We start from the raw sequence: 13,587 nt of genomic DNA on the forward strand, positions 1-13,587 counted from the left end.
GGGGGTCTCGGCGCATCGGGGATGACGCGGGTCGCGACCCGGAGAACCACCCGGGAAGAACCAGGGGTCTCTCGGGGTTGGGCCCCACATGCGTATCGAGATCTGGTCCGACGTCGTCTGCCCGTGGTGCTACATCGGCAAGCGGCGCCTCGAGACCGCCCTGGCCGACTTCGAGCACCGCGACGAGGTGGAGGTCGTGTGGCGCTCCTTCCAGCTCGACCCCGGCGCGCCCTCCGTCGCCGACGAGACGATCGCCGAGCACCTGGGCCGCAAGTACGGCGGCGGGCCCCGGGCCGGCCAGCAGATGATCGACCAGATGGAGGCCGTGGCGGCCGAGGAGGGGCTACTCTACCGGTTGGGCCAGGCCCACCGGGTCGGCACCGCCGACGTGCACCGCGTGCTGCACGCGGCCGCCGACCACGCCCAGCGCGGTGACCTCAAGGAGGCGCTGCTGAAGGCGTACATGATCGAGGCGCGCAACGTCGCCGACCACGACGTGCTGACCGAGATCGCGGTCTCCGCGGGGCTCGACGAGGCGCGGGTGCGTGAGGTGCTGGCCTCCACCGAGTACGCCGACGAGGTCGAGGCCGACATCCGCCAGGCCGGGGCCTACGGGGCCACCGGTGTGCCGTTCTTCGTCGTCGACGGGCGCTACGGCATCGCCGGCGCCCAGCCCGCGGACGTCTTCGCCGACGTGCTGCAGCGGGCCTGGGACGACGCCCACCCGGCCGTCGAGATGGTCGGTGCGCCGGTCGGTGACCAGGCCGGGGCCGACGGCGCGGTGTGCGGACCCGACGGCTGCAGCTGAGGGGAACCTCACTTTGGTTAGGCAAACCTAAGTGTTTGGTCTAGTGTCCGGCGGGTGCTCGGTAACTTCCTGATCGGCCTGCGCGAGGGCCTCGAGGCCTCCCTCGTGGTGAGCATCCTCGTCGCCTACCTCGTCACCTCGGGTCGCCGGCACCTGCTGCCGCGGGTCTGGGCCGGTGTCGCGCTCGCCCTCGGGTCCTGCGCGGCCCTCACCGTGGTGCTGGGCCTGCAGGCCCGCCAGCTCACCTTCCAGACCCAGGAGCTGGTCGGCGGCTCCCTGTCGATCGTCGCCGCCGGCTTCGTGACCTGGATGGTCTTCTGGATGGCGACCGCGGCCCGCTCGATGGGCGGTCAGCTGCGCGGTCGCGTCGACGCCACCGCCGACGGCCCGGCCTGGGGCCTGGTCCTCGTGGCCGTGCTGGCGGTGGGGCGCGAGGGCCTCGAGACCTCGCTCATCCTGTGGAGCAACACCCGGCAGGCCACCGGCGACGCGGTCGGCGAGCAGACCGCCACCCCGATCCTCGCCGCCCTGCTCGGCATCGGCGTCGCCGTGCTGCTCGGGTGGCTGCTCTACCGCGGCGCGATCAGCATCGACCTGACCCGCTTCTTCACCTGGACCGGCGCGCTGCTCGTCGTGGTGGCGGCCGGGGTGCTGGCCTACGGCTTCCACGACCTGCAGGAGGCCGGCGTGCTGCCCGGCCTGCACTCCTACGCCTTCGACGTCTCCGGCCTCGTCAGCGCCGGTGGCTGGCTCGGCACCCTGCTCAAGGGCGTCTTCAACTTCTCCCCGCAGACGACCTGGGTGGAGGCGGTGGTCTGGGTGGCGTACGTCGTGCCCGTCCTGGCGCTCTTCCTGGTCCGGGTCCGTCGCCCCGTCCCGGCCCCCGGCCACTGACCCGATGAGGAACCTGCTCGTGCACACCGTGATCTCCCGTCCCCTGGCCGCCGCCCTGGTGGTCGCCCTCCCGGCCCTGGCCGCCTGCACCGAGAGCACCGAGTCCTCCGCGACCGGTGCGGACTCCCGCACGGTGACGGTCACCTCGAGCGAGGAGGCCTGCGAGGTCTCCGACGTCGAGGCACCCTCGGGCACGCTGCGCTTCGACGTCACCAACGCCGGCTCGCAGGTCACCGAGTTCTACCTGCTGGCCGACGACGGGCTGCGGATCGTGGCCGAGATCGAGAACATCGGTCCCCAGGCCACCCGCCAGCTCGTGACGAGCGTGCCCGCCGGCTCCTACCGCACCGCCTGCAAGCCGGGCATGAGCGGCGAGGGCATCCGCGCCGCCTTCACCGTGACCGACTCCGGGGAGGAGCGCGACGTCTCCGCCGACGAGCAGGAGCTCGTCGACGCGGCCCTGGCCGGCTACCAGGCCTACGTCGAGGACCAGTCGGCCCAGCTGCTGGAGAAGACGGCGCGGTTCGTGGCGCTCTACGAGGCGGGCGAGGACGACGAGGCCCGGGCGCTCTACCCGGTCGCGCGCACCCACTGGGAGCGCATCGAGACCGTGGCCGAGTCCTTCGGCGACCTCGACCCCCGCATGGACCTGCGCGAGGCCGACCTCGAGCCGGGCCAGGAGTGGACCGGCTGGCACCGCATCGAGAAGGACCTGTGGCCCGCCCGCGCCGAGGACTACACCGCGCTCACGCCGCGGCAGCGCTCGACGTACGCACAGGACCTGCTGGCCAACACCGAGACGCTGGACGCGCAGATCCAGGGGCTCGAGTTCACCGTCGACCAGATCGCCAACGGCTCGCGCGGGCTGCTGGAGGAGGTCGCCACCGGCAAGGTGACCGGCGAGGAGGAGTACTGGTCGCGCACCGACCTCTACGACTTCCAGGCCAACGTCGACGGCGCCCGGGTCGGGTTCGAGGGCGTCCAGCCGATCGTGGCCGAGAAGGACCCCGAGCTCGCCGAGACGCTCGAGGACCGCTTCGAGGCGCTGCAGGACCTGCTCGACGAGCACCGCAGCGGCGACGGCTTCGTGGCCTACGACGAGCTCGGGACCGAGGAGGTCAAGGCGCTCGCCGACGCCGTCAACGCGCTCTCCGAGCCGCTGTCGCGACTGACCGCGGCCGTCCTGGCGTGAGCCCCGCAGGCTTCTCCCGACGCGGACTCCTGGGCGGGAGCGGCGCCCTGCTCGTCGGCGTGGCCGGAGGGTTCGCCGGCGGCCGCGCGGTCACCAGCGGTGACGCGGAGACGGCGGCGGAGGCGGCGTCGTACGCCTTCCGCGGCGAGCACCAGGCCGGCATCGTCACCCCGGCCCAGGACCGCCTGCACTTCGCGGCGCTCGACGTCACCACCGACTCCCGCGAGGAGCTGGTGGCGCTGCTGCAGGAGTGGACCGAGGCCGCCGAGCGGATGACCCGCGGCGAGGACGCGGGGCCGGAGGGCGCCGTCGGTGGCAGCTACCTGCTGCCACCCGACGACACCGGCGAGGCGATCGGCCTGCCCCCGGGCGGACTGACCATCACCTTCGGGCTGGGGCCCGGGCTGTTCCGCGACGCCGAGGGGCGCGACCGGTTCGGGCTGGCGGACCGGCAGCCCGAGGCGCTGCGCGACCTGCCGCACTTCCCCGGGGACGTGCTCGACCCGCGCCGCTCGGGCGGGGACCTGTGCATCCAGGCGTGCGCGCAGGACCCGCAGGTGGCGGTGCACGCGGTGCGCAACCTGGTGCGGATCGGCTTCGGCCGGGTCTCGGTGCGCTGGTCGCAGCTGGGCTTCGGGCGCACCTCCTCGACCTCGACCAGCCAGGCCACCCCGCGCAACCTCTTCGGCTTCAAGGACGGCACCGCGAACGTGAAGGCCGAGGAGCCCGAGGCGCTCGCGGAGCACGTGTGGGTGGGCCCTGGCGACGACCCGGCTGCGGGGTGGCTGGCGGGCGGCACCTACCTCGCGGCCCGGCGCACCAACATGACGATCGAGGTCTGGGACCGTCAGCCGCTGGGGGAGCAGGAGGCGTTCATCGGTCGCACCAAGGGCACCGGGGCGCCGCTCTCGGGAGGCTCGGAGCACACCGAACCCGACTTCGAGATGCCCGGCAGCAACGGCACCACCGTGATCGCTCCCGACGCCCACGTCCGCGTCGTGCACCCCGACGCCCACGGGGGAGCACGGATGCTGCGCCGGGGCTACAACTTCGTCGACGGCAGCGACGACCTCGGCGGCCTCGACGCCGGGCTGTTCTTCATCGCCTTCGTGCGCGACCCCGCGACCGGGTTCATCCCGGTGCAGAACGCGATGGCCAAGAACGACGCGCTGATGGAGTACCTGCGCTTCACCGGCTCCGCGCTGTTCGCCGTGCCGCCCGGGGTGGGCGAGGGCGAGTTCGTCGCCCAGGCGCTCTTCGCCTGAGGGTGGTCGCGCCCGCATCGTGGAGGATGACGGCATGGAGGAGAACCACGGAGCGGGCCCGTTCTTCCACGGGACCAGGGTGGCGCTGTCACCCGGCGAGGAGCTGGTGGCGGGCCACGGCTCGAACTTCCAGCGAGGGCGCACGTCCAACAACGTCTACTTCACCTCGCTGATCACGACCGCGGCCTGGGGTGCCCAGCTGGCGAGCGCGCTGCACGGCGACGACGAGTCGGGCCGCGTCTACGAGGTGGAGCCGCTCGGCCCGTTCGAGGACGACCCCAACGTCACCGACAAGAAGTTCCCCGGCAACCCCACCCGCTCCTACCGCAGCAGGCACCCGTTGCGCGTCGTCGCGGAGGTGGTCGACTGGCCGCGCCACCCGCCGGAGGCGGTCGAGGAGATGCTGGCCGGCCTCGCCCGGCTGCGCGAGCAGGGTCTGGACGTGATCGACGACTAGCTGGGACGTCCGGGTGTCGGGGGCCGGTCAGGCGTGACCAGCACGACGGTGTCGACGCGTCGCGCGCCGAACCGGCTGCGCCACCCGTACTTCTCGCGCACGCGCCCGCGCACCTCGTCGAAGACGGCGCCGGAGCGGACCACCTCGGCCTGGCCGGCGACGGGCGCGCCGGTCCCCGTGGGTCGACCGCGGCGGTCGCAGGGCACGACCCGCACCCGGGCGGAGGTGGGCGGGGCGGTCCACAGTCCGAGCCGTCCGTCGGTGGTCAGCACCACCCACGCCGGGGGTGCAGCGGTCCCATCGGTGGAGCCGTCCGCGGTGAGCGCGACACGCCTCTCGGAGGCGATGGCCGCGGCAGCGCTGTCGGTGGTGGTCACCGGCTCAGCCTCCCACCCGCGGAGCGCCGAGGTCGACGGTGCGCCCGAGGTCCAGGTCGTCGAGGAAGGCCCGGTCGTGGCTGGCGACCACCAGCGCGCCCCGGTAGCCGGCGAGCGCGGCGACCAGGGCGTCGTACGACGCGAGGTCGAGGTTGTTGGTCGGCTCGTCGAGGAGCAGCAGGCGCGGGGCCGGGTCGGCCAGCAGCAGGGCGGCGAGGGTGGCGCGCAGCCGCTCGCCGCCGGAGAGGTCGCCCACGAGGCGGTCGCCGGCGCTGCCGCGGAAGCCGAAGCGGGCCAACCGGGCGCGCACCTGCTCCGTCGTGGCGCCGGGGTTGCGGCGAGCGACCTCGCTGGCCAGCGGCAGGGCGTCGTCGAGGACGTCGAGGCGCTGGGGGAGCAGGGCGACCGGGACGTGGGCGCGGACCTCGCCCGAGAGCGGGGCCAGCCGCCCCGACCAGGTGTGCAGCAGGGTGGTCTTCCCGCTGCCGTTGGGCCCGACGAGGGCGATGCGCTCGGGACCGACGACCTCGACGTCGACGGAGGCACCGGTGCGCAGCACCAGGTCGCGGCTGCTGAGCACCCGTGCGCCGCGGTGCACCTCGGTGGCGGGGAGGTCGACGCGGATCGCCACGTCGTCCCGCAGCGCCTCCTGGGCGCGGTCGAGGTCGCTGCGGGCCGAGCCGAGCCGGTCGGCGTGCACCTGGCGGTAGGACGCGGCCGAGCGCTCGGCGCGCCCCACCATGTAGTCGCGCGCCGCCTTGCCGATGCCGGTCGTGGCCTCGGCCTTCGCGGCCACGCGGCGGCGCTGGGCCAGCGCCTTCTCGGCCTGCACGACGTCGCGGCGCTGGCGGCGCACCTCGTTGCGGGCGGTCGTCACCGCCTGCCGGGCCGCCTCCTGCTCGGAGGCGACCTGGGCGGCGTACGACAACCAGCCGCCGCCGTACCAGCGCACCGCGCCGTCGCGCAGGTCGGCGATGCGGTCGACCCGTTCGAGCAGCTCGCGGTCGTGGCTGACGACCAGCAGGGCGCGCGGCCAGGTCGCGACGAGCTCGTGCACCCGCTCGCGGCCGGCCCGGTCGAGGTTGTTGGTGGGTTCGTCGAGCAGCAGCAGGTCGGGGCGCCGCAGCAGCAGTCGCGCCAGGCCGAGCCGGGTCACCTCGCCACCGGAGAGCTCCCCGAGGCGACGGTGCAGGGTGTGCGCGGGGAGCCCGAGCCGGTCGAGCTCGGCGGCGGCGCGCTCCTCGACGTCCCAGTCGTCGCCCACCGCGTCGAAGTGGTGCTGCTCGGTGCTGCCGGACTCGATGGCGCGCAGGGCCTCGAGGGTCGGAGCCACGCCGAGGAAGGTGGCGACGGGTTGGGCGACGTCGAGCGTCAGGTCCTGCGGCAGGTGGGCGACCTCGCCGCGCACCTGCACGTGCCCCCGGGTCGGGGCCAGCTCGCCGGCGAGCACCCGCAGCAGGGTGGACTTGCCGCTGCCGTTGGCGCCGACGAGGCCGGCGCGTCCCTGGCCGAGGGTGAGGTCCAGGCCGCGCAGGGCATGGCTCCCGTCGGGCCAGGTGACGTCGAGGTCGGAGACGACGCAGAGGGGTCGGGTCGAGGGCATGGGTGCTCCAGGTGAGGGGTCGGGTGCGTCGCGACGGACGCGGGGACGGGCCTCAGAGGAGCAACGTGACCTTGCCTGGGGTGCGGGGGTGGGACCTCGCCAGGCTAGGGCGGGCGCGTGGCGCCGCGCACCTGGTTTAGCCGCGACCCGGCTGGTTCGAACGAGCCGGCTCGGCGCGTGGGTGTCGTGGCGGCCGCGGTCGCGACGGCCGACCTCGACGCGGTGCTCGCTGCAGAAGCCGTCCTCGTCGTGCTGTCCGAGCACGAGGGGCGGGGGATGTACGTCGAGCTCGGTGCGGCGCTGGCCAGGGCCGCCGCCGGCGAGCTCGCGCACGTGGCGCTGATCGGCCAGGTCCGCCACCAGAGCGTGTTCCTCCACCACCCGACCGTGACCCGATGGGTCAGCGCCGAGGCGTGGCTGGCGAGCCTGGATCGAGCTCGAGGGTGCCTTGGCGGGTGACGGCGTAGGTGTGTCCGTGCTGGTCGTGCCAGAGGTAGTCGCCGTGGTGGGTGCGGTGGTAGGTCCAGTGGCCGTGGGTCTTGTTGCGGTGGTGGTGCCTGCACAGGGGTGCCAGGTTGGCTGGGTGGGTCTGGCCGGGTGGGCCGCCTTCGTCCATGGGGATGTAGGCGGTGATGTGGTCGAGGTCGCAGCGGGTGGCGGGGGTGTCGCAGAAGGGGTGCACGCAGTGGGTGTCGCGGCGGGTGACCAGGTCGCGCATCCACCGCGGCGGGTCGTGGGCGTCGATGGCGTCGGTGCGGGCCATGTCGAGGACCGGGAGCACGGTGACCGAGGCCCCGGCCAGCCAGTCGCGGATCGTGGCGAGGGTGGCGGGGCCCAGCCCGAGCACCCGCCCGACCTGCGCGCTGTGGCCAGTGAGGTCGCCGGTGAGGTCGCCGGTGAGGTCGTCGGTGGTGATGTCGATGGCCAGCCGTACCCGGGGGCGGGGTGCGCCGAGGCCGTCGAGGACCTCGGCCAGCGCCTGGATCTGGCGTACGCCGAGGTCGCGCTGACTGTGGGGGTTTGCGTCGGGGTCTGCGGGTGGGGCGGTGGTGTCGGTGATCAGGTCGTGCAGGCGCTGCAGGGTGGGGGTGTCGCCGGTGATCGCGAGCCAGGAGGTGCCGGCCCAGTGGCGGCCCTCACCGGCGCGGTGGTGGCGCAGCGTGATGCCCCACTCGTGGACCCGGGCGTGCTCCTCGGCGTCGGTGAGGGTCTCGGGGTCGTACAGGGCGGCCGCCTCGGCGACCGCGCGGTCGATGCGGGTGGGGCCCACGGAGTCCCCGAGGGGTGCCAGGACCGCATCGACGTGCGCGGCGGCCTCGACCGAGAGGCCCTGGGTGGCCTTCGCGACCCGACGCGCGCGCCACAGCGCGGCGTCGAGGGACTCCACCCGGGCGTGGATCCTGGGCAGCCGGTGCCGCAGCTCGAGCGCCTCGCCCATCAGCGAGGTGGTCGCGGCCGGTGACATCCGCATCACCGCCGCCAACGGCTCGGCGGTGAACTCCGCCACCGCCGGGACCCCCTCGCCACCGATCCAGGCATCGCAGTCCCAGACCCGGTCCTGCTCGCCCCACGAGAGCCGCTGGGAGTCGTCGAGGGCGGGGTGCAGGTCGCACCAGCGCAGCACCAGCCGCAACCGGCGGCGCTCGGCGCGACGTACCTCGACCTCGACCTCGCGGGCCACCTCGAGCAGCCGGTCAGCGTCGAGGTCCTCGACCTCGCAGAGCTGCTCGTGGCGGGGCTGGTCCATGACCCGATTTTACTCGAACGTGCGTTCGAAGGCAATGCTTCGTCCACACCTGCGTCAGTGCCCTGGAGCCCCGGTGAGCACCGCAGAGCGGTCGGCTCCCCGGTCAGGAGCCGGGGTGCCGTGCGTTGCTCCGGAGCCCCGTGTGCGGCCCGAACCGGTCAGTCCTCTGTGGCGACGAGCAGGCAGAACGGGTGACCGGCCGGATCGGCCAGCACGTAGAGCGGTTCGGTGTCGTCGTGGGTCCGGTCGAGGAGCAGCCGGGCACCCAGGGCCTCGGCGCGCCGGCGGTGAAGTTCGAGGGTCACGCGGTCGGCGACGCCGAAGTCGAGGTGCATCTGCATGGGTATGAGGGGGACCGGCCAGGTCGTCGCGGCGAGCTCCTCGACCTCCTGGATCGCGAGCACCCGTCCGCCCTGGCCGTCGACCAGCACGAGCCAGTCCGCCTCGTCCTCGTCTCCGTCGGGCGGGGGCTCGTCACCGGGGCGGTAGGTCAGGCCGAGCAGGTGGCGGTAGAACTCGGACAGTCCGCGGGCGTCCGTGGCGTCGATCGCGGTGTGCAGCAGCCGGGGGTAGTCGCTCATGGGTGCTCCTCGAGGATCGGAACGGGTGTCGGGTGGTGGGCGGGATGGTGGTCAGGCCGGGGTCTCGAGCGTCTGTCCAGTCCGTGTACCCAGCGACGTACGGCGTACGGCGGGCGCGGTGCTCGCGGGGTCTCGGCGACGCTCCTCGCTGGCGCTCGTCGCTGCTCGACCAACGGAGGGTGGGGGTCTCGGAGACGCTCCTCGCTGGCGCTCGTCGCTGCTCGACCAACGGAGGGGGGGTCTCGGCGACGCTCCTCGCTGGCGCTCGTCTCTGCTCGACCAAAGGAGGGTGGGTCAGGCGACCATGACCCGGGTCCCGCGGCGGACCCGCCTGACGGGGGCGGCGCGGACCTCGGCCCAGGCGAGGGCGAGGCGCTCGACGGCGAGGGTGAGCTCGTCGGGGCGGCGGGTCCAGGGGATGCGGACGAAGCGGTCGAGGCCGCCCTCGGCGGCGAAGACCGGGCCGGGGGCGACGATGACGCCGTGCTGCTCGGCGGCGGCGGCGAGGGCGCTGCCGCGGGCCGAGGGCAGCTCGACCCACAGCGCCAGCCCGCCCCCCGGCACGTGGAAGCGCCACTCGGGCAGGTGCTGGGCGAGGTCGGCGACCAGCCGGTCGCGCTGCTCGCGCAGCTGGTCGCGGTGGCCCGGCAGCACCGAGCCGTGCTCCAGGAGCCGCGCGAGGGTCAGCTGCTCGAGCACCGGCGCGCCCAGGTCGAGCGCCAGACGCGCCTCCTGCAGCGTCTCGACGCAGTCGTGCGGGGCGCGGATCCACCCCAGCCGCAGCCCGCCCCAGAAGCTCTTGCTGGCGCTGCCGATGGTGATGGTGGCGGGGGAGTGGGCGGCGAACGGTGCCGGCATCTGCTGCCCGTCGAGCGCCAGTGCCTGGTGCGCCTCGTCGACCACCGCGCGGGTGCCGGCGGCGCGCAGGTGGGCGGCGTACGCCGCGCGCTGCTCCTCGCCCATCACGTGGCCGGTCGGGTTCTGGAAGTCGGGTACCAGGTAGGCCAGTCGTGGCCGGGCGTCGCGCAGCGTGGCGCCGACCGCGTCGAGGTCCCACCCGTCCGGGTCGACCGCGGAGGGGACCAGCCGGGCACCGGCGTTGCGCAGCGCCTGGGTGGCGTTGGGGTAGACCGGCGACTCGACGAGCACCCGGTCGCCCCGCCCGGCGAAGGCCTGCGCCACCACCGCGGCCGCGGCCAGGGCCCCCGGCGTGACCAGCACCTGGTCGGGGTCGGTGGGCAGCCCCCGGGCGTCGTACGACGCTGCGATGCGCTGCTGGAGCCGGGGCAGCCCGGCCGGGAAGTAGCCGTGGCCGCCGAGGTGGGCCGGCAGGTCGCCGATCGCCTCGGTGTAGGCCTGCATCAGCCCCGCGGGCGCGGCCGCCGCAGCGCAGTTGAGGTCGATCGCGTCGCGGTCGTCGAGACCGGGCAGCAGTGCGCGGTCGTGCGAGCGGGCGCGGCCGCCGGGCACCCGCGTGAAGGTCCCCGACCCCTGCCGCGACACGGCGTACCCGCTCTCGCGCAGCAGCGCGTAGGCCCGGGTCACCGTCGTGCGGGAGACCCCCAGGGCCTCGGTGAGCTCGCGCTCGCTGGGCAGCCGCACGTCGTAGCCGATGCGGCCGTCGCCCACCAGCAGGGTCAGCGCGTCGGCGAGCCCGACGTAGGCGGGGGAGCGGTCGAAGGGGCCGACGAGACCGGCGACCCGCGCGGCCGACACGGAGGTGACCATGCAGACCACTGTCGCACGATTGGCTATTTCGCGACAGGCCAATCGCGCGCCACCCTGGACCCATGCTCCTCGCCGACCTCGGACCCATCGCCCAGCTCCGCGCTGGCCGCCTGGGTCGCCGCCTGCCCCAGCTCTACGTCGGCCTGTGGCTGTACGGCGTCTCGCTGGCCATGATGGTGCGCGCCGACCTCGGCGCCGCCCCGTGGGACGTGCTGCACCTCGGCATCGCCCGCTACGTGCCGCTGAGCCTGGGCGAGGTGCTGATCGTGGTCAGCCTGCTGGTGCTGCTGCTGTGGATCCCGCTGCGCGAGGTGCCGGGCCTGGGCACGATCTCCAACGCGCTGGTCATCGGCATCGCCGCCGACGCGACGCTCGCGGTGCTGGAGCGGCCCGACGAGATGTGGCTGCGGATCGTGCTCATGGTCGTCGGGGTGCTCGGCAACGGCGCCGCGACCGCCTTCTACATCGGCGCCCAGCTCGGCCGCGGGCCGCGCGACGGGCTGATGACCGGGCTGCACCGGCGCACCGGCGTCTCCCTGCGCGTGGTGCGCACCGGGCTCGAGGTCACCGTGGTCGCGATCGGCCTGCTGCTCGGCGGGGTCGCCGGCATCGGCACCGTGCTCTACGCCCTGAGCATCGGCCCGGTCACCCAGGCCCTGCTGCCCGCGCTGACCGTGCGGCTGCCGGCCCCCGTGGACCCGCCCGAGGTCGACCCGGTGACGACTACCGCTTCGTCGCGATGATCGTGGAGGCGTCGGAGGCGACCATCACCTCGACGGCGGTGAAGCGCGGGTCGGTGAGCCACTGCTCGCGCAGCACGTCGACGCGGCCGTAGGTCACCGGCGGCCACTGCTCGCAGGGCGTGAAGTCGTCGAGCACCACGACGCCGCCGTCGGCGACCAGGTCGGCGATCGCGTCGACCCCGACCTCGCCGGGCTGGCCCGAGTCGAGGAACAGCAGCGAGAAGGGGCCCTTGTCGAGCAGGGTCGACCAGTCGGCGGCCAGCACCTCCACCAACGGGTCGTCCTCGAAGATCTCGCCGGCCGCCCGGGCCAGGCGCGGGTCGAGCTCGGCGGTGACGATGCGGGCGTCCTGCCCGCGCACCCCGCTGCGCAGCCAGGCCGTGCCGACCCCGCAGCCGGTGCCGAACTCGGCCATCGTGCCCTCGCGGGTGGCGGCCAGCGTCGCCAGCAGCCGACCGGTCTCGTTGCGGCAGAACGACACGTAGCCGGCGCGGCGCGAGACCTCGAAGGCCCGGCGTACGACGTCGGGCAGCTCGGGTGGGGCACTCATGGCGTGGAGTCTGTCATCTCGAGACGCCCGTCCCGGATGATGGACACATTCCGGAAAGCGGTAGCCGGTGTCCGCACTGCGTGCCTACGATGTGTCCATCATGCGGAGCATTTTCGTACTTATCGAGTGCCGCGGCGAGGCCCAGCAGCGATAGCTGCCAGTGAGGCCACCTCGCCGCGGTGTTCGGCGTTGCTCTCGGTCTCACGGCACATCTGAAGATGTCTCCGCGGCGGGTCCACCTTCGCTAGCACGCGTGATCCGCTCCTCTCGAGGTCTCCACCTCCCATGCGATCCATGGGTCGTCCGTCCCCACCGCGGGGTCATCTCCGGCCGTGGCGTGAGCCATCCCCGGAGCACCACCGCAGGACCGCACGACACCCATCGACCACCCGAGAAGGAGACGCACCATGTACGACATGTACCCCGAGTGGGGCCCGGCAGCGCACAACCCCGAGAACCCCCGCAGCCGCGAGGCCGTCCAGGTCTCGCTCGACCTGCGGGACAACGGCGGCCAGCGCCCCGACGACAACTAGCGTTCGGCCCATGACCTCCACTCCTGCCGCCACCGGTCCCGTCACGCTCGCCGTCATCCCCGGCGACGGCATCGGGCAGGAGGTGACCGCCGAGGCCCTCAAGGTCCTCGAGGTCGCCTCACCGGCGGGAGTCACCTTCGAGCAGACCCGCTACGACCTCGGCGCGGAGCGCTACCTCGCGACCGGCGAGGTGCTGCCCGACACCGTGCTCGGCGAGATCCGCGAGCACGACGCCATCCTGCTCGGCGCGGTGGGCGGCAAGCCCAACGACCCGAACCTGCCCCCGGGCATCCTCGAGCGCGGGCTGCTGCTGCGGCTGCGCTTCGAGCTCGACCACTACGTCAACCTGCGCCCCTCGCGGATCTTCCCCGGCGTCACCTCGCCGCTGAGCCGCGACGTGCTCGGCGACGACGAGGTCGACTTCGTCGTGGTGCGCGAGGGCACCGAGGGCCCCTACACCGGCAACGGCGGCGCGCTGCGCGTCGGCACCCCGGCCGAGGTCGCCACCGAGGTCTCGGTCAACACGGCGTACGGCGTGGAGCGGGTCGTGCGCGACGCCTTCGCCCGCGCCGAGAAGCGCCCCCGCAAGAAGCTGACCCTGGTCCACAAGACCAACGTGCTCGTGCACGCCGGCGCGGTGTGGTGGCGGCTGACCCAGCAGGTCGCCGCCGAGCACCCCGACGTCACCGTCGACTACATGCACATCGACGCGGCGATGATCCACATGACCACCAACCCGCAGCGCTTCGACGTGATCGTCACCGACAACCTCTTCGGCGACATCATCACCGACCTGGCCGGCGCCATCAGCGGCGGCATCGGGCTCGCGGCCTCGGGCAACATCAACCCCGATCGCACCGCGCCGTCGATGTTCGAGCCGGTGCACGGCTCGGCGCCCGACATCGCCGGCCAGCAGATCGCCGACCCCACCGCCGCGATCCTCTCCACCGCGCTGCTGCTGGACCACCTCGGCCACCCCGAGGCCGCGGCCCGCATCGAGGACGCCGTGCTGGCCGACCTCGCCGAGCGCGGCACGGCCCGGCGTCGTACGCCCGAGGTGGGCGACGCCGTCGCCAAGCGCGTGGCGGGCTGAGCACCACGTCGAGAGA

General features: G+C 73.8%; 15 protein-coding genes. 9 read left to right on the plus strand and 6 right to left on the minus strand.

The window, feature by feature from the left end:
- Positions 1-88 precede the first annotated feature (88 nt).
- The 5 genes from H0S66_RS13790 to arr are packed head-to-tail and all read left to right on the plus strand — an operon-like array spanning position 89 to position 4,616.
- Positions 89-808 carry a DsbA family oxidoreductase gene (locus H0S66_RS13790; protein ID WP_179615891.1) on the plus strand — a complete coding sequence of 240 codons (720 nt, stop codon included), beginning with the start codon at positions 89-91 and terminating at the stop codon, positions 806-808.
- 54 nt (positions 809-862) lie between these two features.
- A complete protein-coding gene (efeU, locus tag H0S66_RS13795; protein ID WP_179615892.1) occupies positions 863-1,702 on the plus strand; it encodes an iron uptake transporter permease EfeU in 840 nt (279 codons plus the stop codon).
- 4 nt (positions 1,703-1,706) lie between these two features.
- A complete protein-coding gene (efeO, locus tag H0S66_RS13800) occupies positions 1,707-2,894 on the plus strand; it encodes an iron uptake system protein EfeO (protein WP_179615893.1) in 1,188 nt (395 codons plus the stop codon).
- Positions 2,891-4,159 carry an iron uptake transporter deferrochelatase/peroxidase subunit gene (efeB, locus tag H0S66_RS13805; protein ID WP_179615894.1) on the plus strand — a complete coding sequence of 423 codons (1,269 nt, stop codon included), beginning with the start codon at positions 2,891-2,893 and terminating at the stop codon, positions 4,157-4,159. The genes efeO and efeB overlap by 4 nt, the downstream gene beginning before the upstream one ends.
- A gap of 34 nt (positions 4,160-4,193) precedes the next feature.
- Positions 4,194-4,616, plus strand: a complete 423-nt coding sequence (gene arr / locus H0S66_RS13810; protein ID WP_179615895.1) for an NAD(+)--rifampin ADP-ribosyltransferase — start codon at positions 4,194-4,196, stop codon at positions 4,614-4,616.
- Here the strand turns inward: arr and H0S66_RS13815 are convergent.
- Entirely contained in the window at positions 4,613-4,993 is a 381-nt protein-coding gene (locus tag H0S66_RS13815) for a PNPOx family protein (RefSeq protein WP_179615896.1), read from the minus strand. The two genes, arr and H0S66_RS13815, sit on opposite strands and share 4 nt — an antisense overlap.
- Before the next feature lie 4 nt (positions 4,994-4,997).
- Complete coding sequence (locus H0S66_RS13820; RefSeq protein WP_179615897.1) at positions 4,998-6,596, minus strand: ATP-binding cassette domain-containing protein; 1,599 nt, start codon at positions 6,594-6,596, stop codon at positions 4,998-5,000.
- A gap of 117 nt (positions 6,597-6,713) precedes the next feature.
- Between H0S66_RS13820 and H0S66_RS13825 the strand changes: the two genes are divergently transcribed.
- Entirely contained in the window at positions 6,714-7,055 is a 342-nt protein-coding gene (locus H0S66_RS13825) for a hypothetical protein (RefSeq protein ID WP_179615898.1), read from the plus strand.
- Here the strand turns inward: H0S66_RS13825 and H0S66_RS13830 are convergent.
- The 3 genes from H0S66_RS13830 to yczR form a co-directional block, all read right to left on the minus strand.
- A complete protein-coding gene (locus H0S66_RS13830) occupies positions 6,997-8,343 on the minus strand; it encodes an HNH endonuclease signature motif containing protein (protein ID WP_179615899.1) in 1,347 nt (448 codons plus the stop codon). The genes H0S66_RS13825 and H0S66_RS13830 overlap by 59 nt on opposite strands.
- A 158-nt stretch (positions 8,344-8,501) precedes the next feature.
- Entirely contained in the window at positions 8,502-8,924 is a 423-nt protein-coding gene (locus tag H0S66_RS13835) for a VOC family protein (protein ID WP_179615900.1), read from the minus strand.
- Between the two features lie 294 nt (positions 8,925-9,218).
- Positions 9,219-10,652, minus strand: a complete 1,434-nt coding sequence (yczR, locus tag H0S66_RS13840) for a MocR-like transcription factor YczR (protein WP_179615901.1) — start codon at positions 10,650-10,652, stop codon at positions 9,219-9,221.
- Between the two features lie 62 nt (positions 10,653-10,714).
- Between yczR and yczE the strand changes: the two genes are divergently transcribed.
- The gene (gene yczE / locus H0S66_RS13845) at positions 10,715-11,395 is read left to right on the plus strand and encodes a membrane protein YczE (RefSeq protein WP_179615902.1); all 681 of its coding nucleotides are present in this window, start codon (positions 10,715-10,717) and stop codon (positions 11,393-11,395) included.
- On the opposite strand, the gene H0S66_RS13850 is transcribed toward yczE, so the two are convergent.
- Complete coding sequence (locus H0S66_RS13850) at positions 11,376-11,945, minus strand: O-methyltransferase (protein ID WP_179615903.1); 570 nt, start codon at positions 11,943-11,945, stop codon at positions 11,376-11,378. The two genes, yczE and H0S66_RS13850, sit on opposite strands and share 20 nt — an antisense overlap.
- A gap of 407 nt (positions 11,946-12,352) precedes the next feature.
- Between H0S66_RS13850 and H0S66_RS20555 the strand changes: the two genes are divergently transcribed.
- Complete coding sequence (locus H0S66_RS20555; RefSeq protein ID WP_258016917.1) at positions 12,353-12,478, plus strand: hypothetical protein; 126 nt, start codon at positions 12,353-12,355, stop codon at positions 12,476-12,478.
- 10 nt (positions 12,479-12,488) lie between these two features.
- Positions 12,489-13,571, plus strand: a complete 1,083-nt coding sequence (locus H0S66_RS13855; protein WP_179615904.1) for a 3-isopropylmalate dehydrogenase — start codon at positions 12,489-12,491, stop codon at positions 13,569-13,571.
- The last annotated feature ends 16 nt before the right edge of the window (positions 13,572-13,587 follow it).

Source organism: Nocardioides marinisabuli, assembly GCF_013466785.1.
Classification (GTDB): Bacteria; Actinomycetota; Actinomycetes; order Propionibacteriales; family Nocardioidaceae; genus Nocardioides; species Nocardioides marinisabuli.

Excerpts from the sequence above, each read along its gene's own strand:
- yczE (WP_179615902.1), top strand. The coding sequence starts at position 10,715 with ATGCTCCTCGCCGACCTCGGACCCATCGCCCAGCTCCGCGCTGGCCGC.
- yczR (WP_179615901.1), bottom strand. The coding sequence starts at position 10,652 with ATGGTCACCTCCGTGTCGGCCGCGCGGGTCGCCGGTCTCGTCGGCCCC.
- H0S66_RS13850 (WP_179615903.1), bottom strand. The coding sequence starts at position 11,945 with ATGAGTGCCCCACCCGAGCTGCCCGACGTCGTACGCCGGGCCTTCGAG.
- arr (WP_179615895.1), top strand. The coding sequence starts at position 4,194 with ATGGAGGAGAACCACGGAGCGGGCCCGTTCTTCCACGGGACCAGGGTG.
- efeO (WP_179615893.1), top strand. The coding sequence starts at position 1,707 with ATGAGGAACCTGCTCGTGCACACCGTGATCTCCCGTCCCCTGGCCGCC.
- H0S66_RS13855 (WP_179615904.1), top strand. The coding sequence starts at position 12,489 with ATGACCTCCACTCCTGCCGCCACCGGTCCCGTCACGCTCGCCGTCATC.
- H0S66_RS13835 (WP_179615900.1), bottom strand. The coding sequence starts at position 8,924 with ATGAGCGACTACCCCCGGCTGCTGCACACCGCGATCGACGCCACGGAC.
- H0S66_RS20555 (WP_258016917.1), top strand. The coding sequence starts at position 12,353 with ATGTACGACATGTACCCCGAGTGGGGCCCGGCAGCGCACAACCCCGAG.
- H0S66_RS13790 (WP_179615891.1), top strand. The coding sequence starts at position 89 with ATGCGTATCGAGATCTGGTCCGACGTCGTCTGCCCGTGGTGCTACATC.
- H0S66_RS13820 (WP_179615897.1), bottom strand. The coding sequence starts at position 6,596 with ATGCCCTCGACCCGACCCCTCTGCGTCGTCTCCGACCTCGACGTCACC.
- H0S66_RS13830 (WP_179615899.1), bottom strand. The coding sequence starts at position 8,343 with ATGGACCAGCCCCGCCACGAGCAGCTCTGCGAGGTCGAGGACCTCGAC.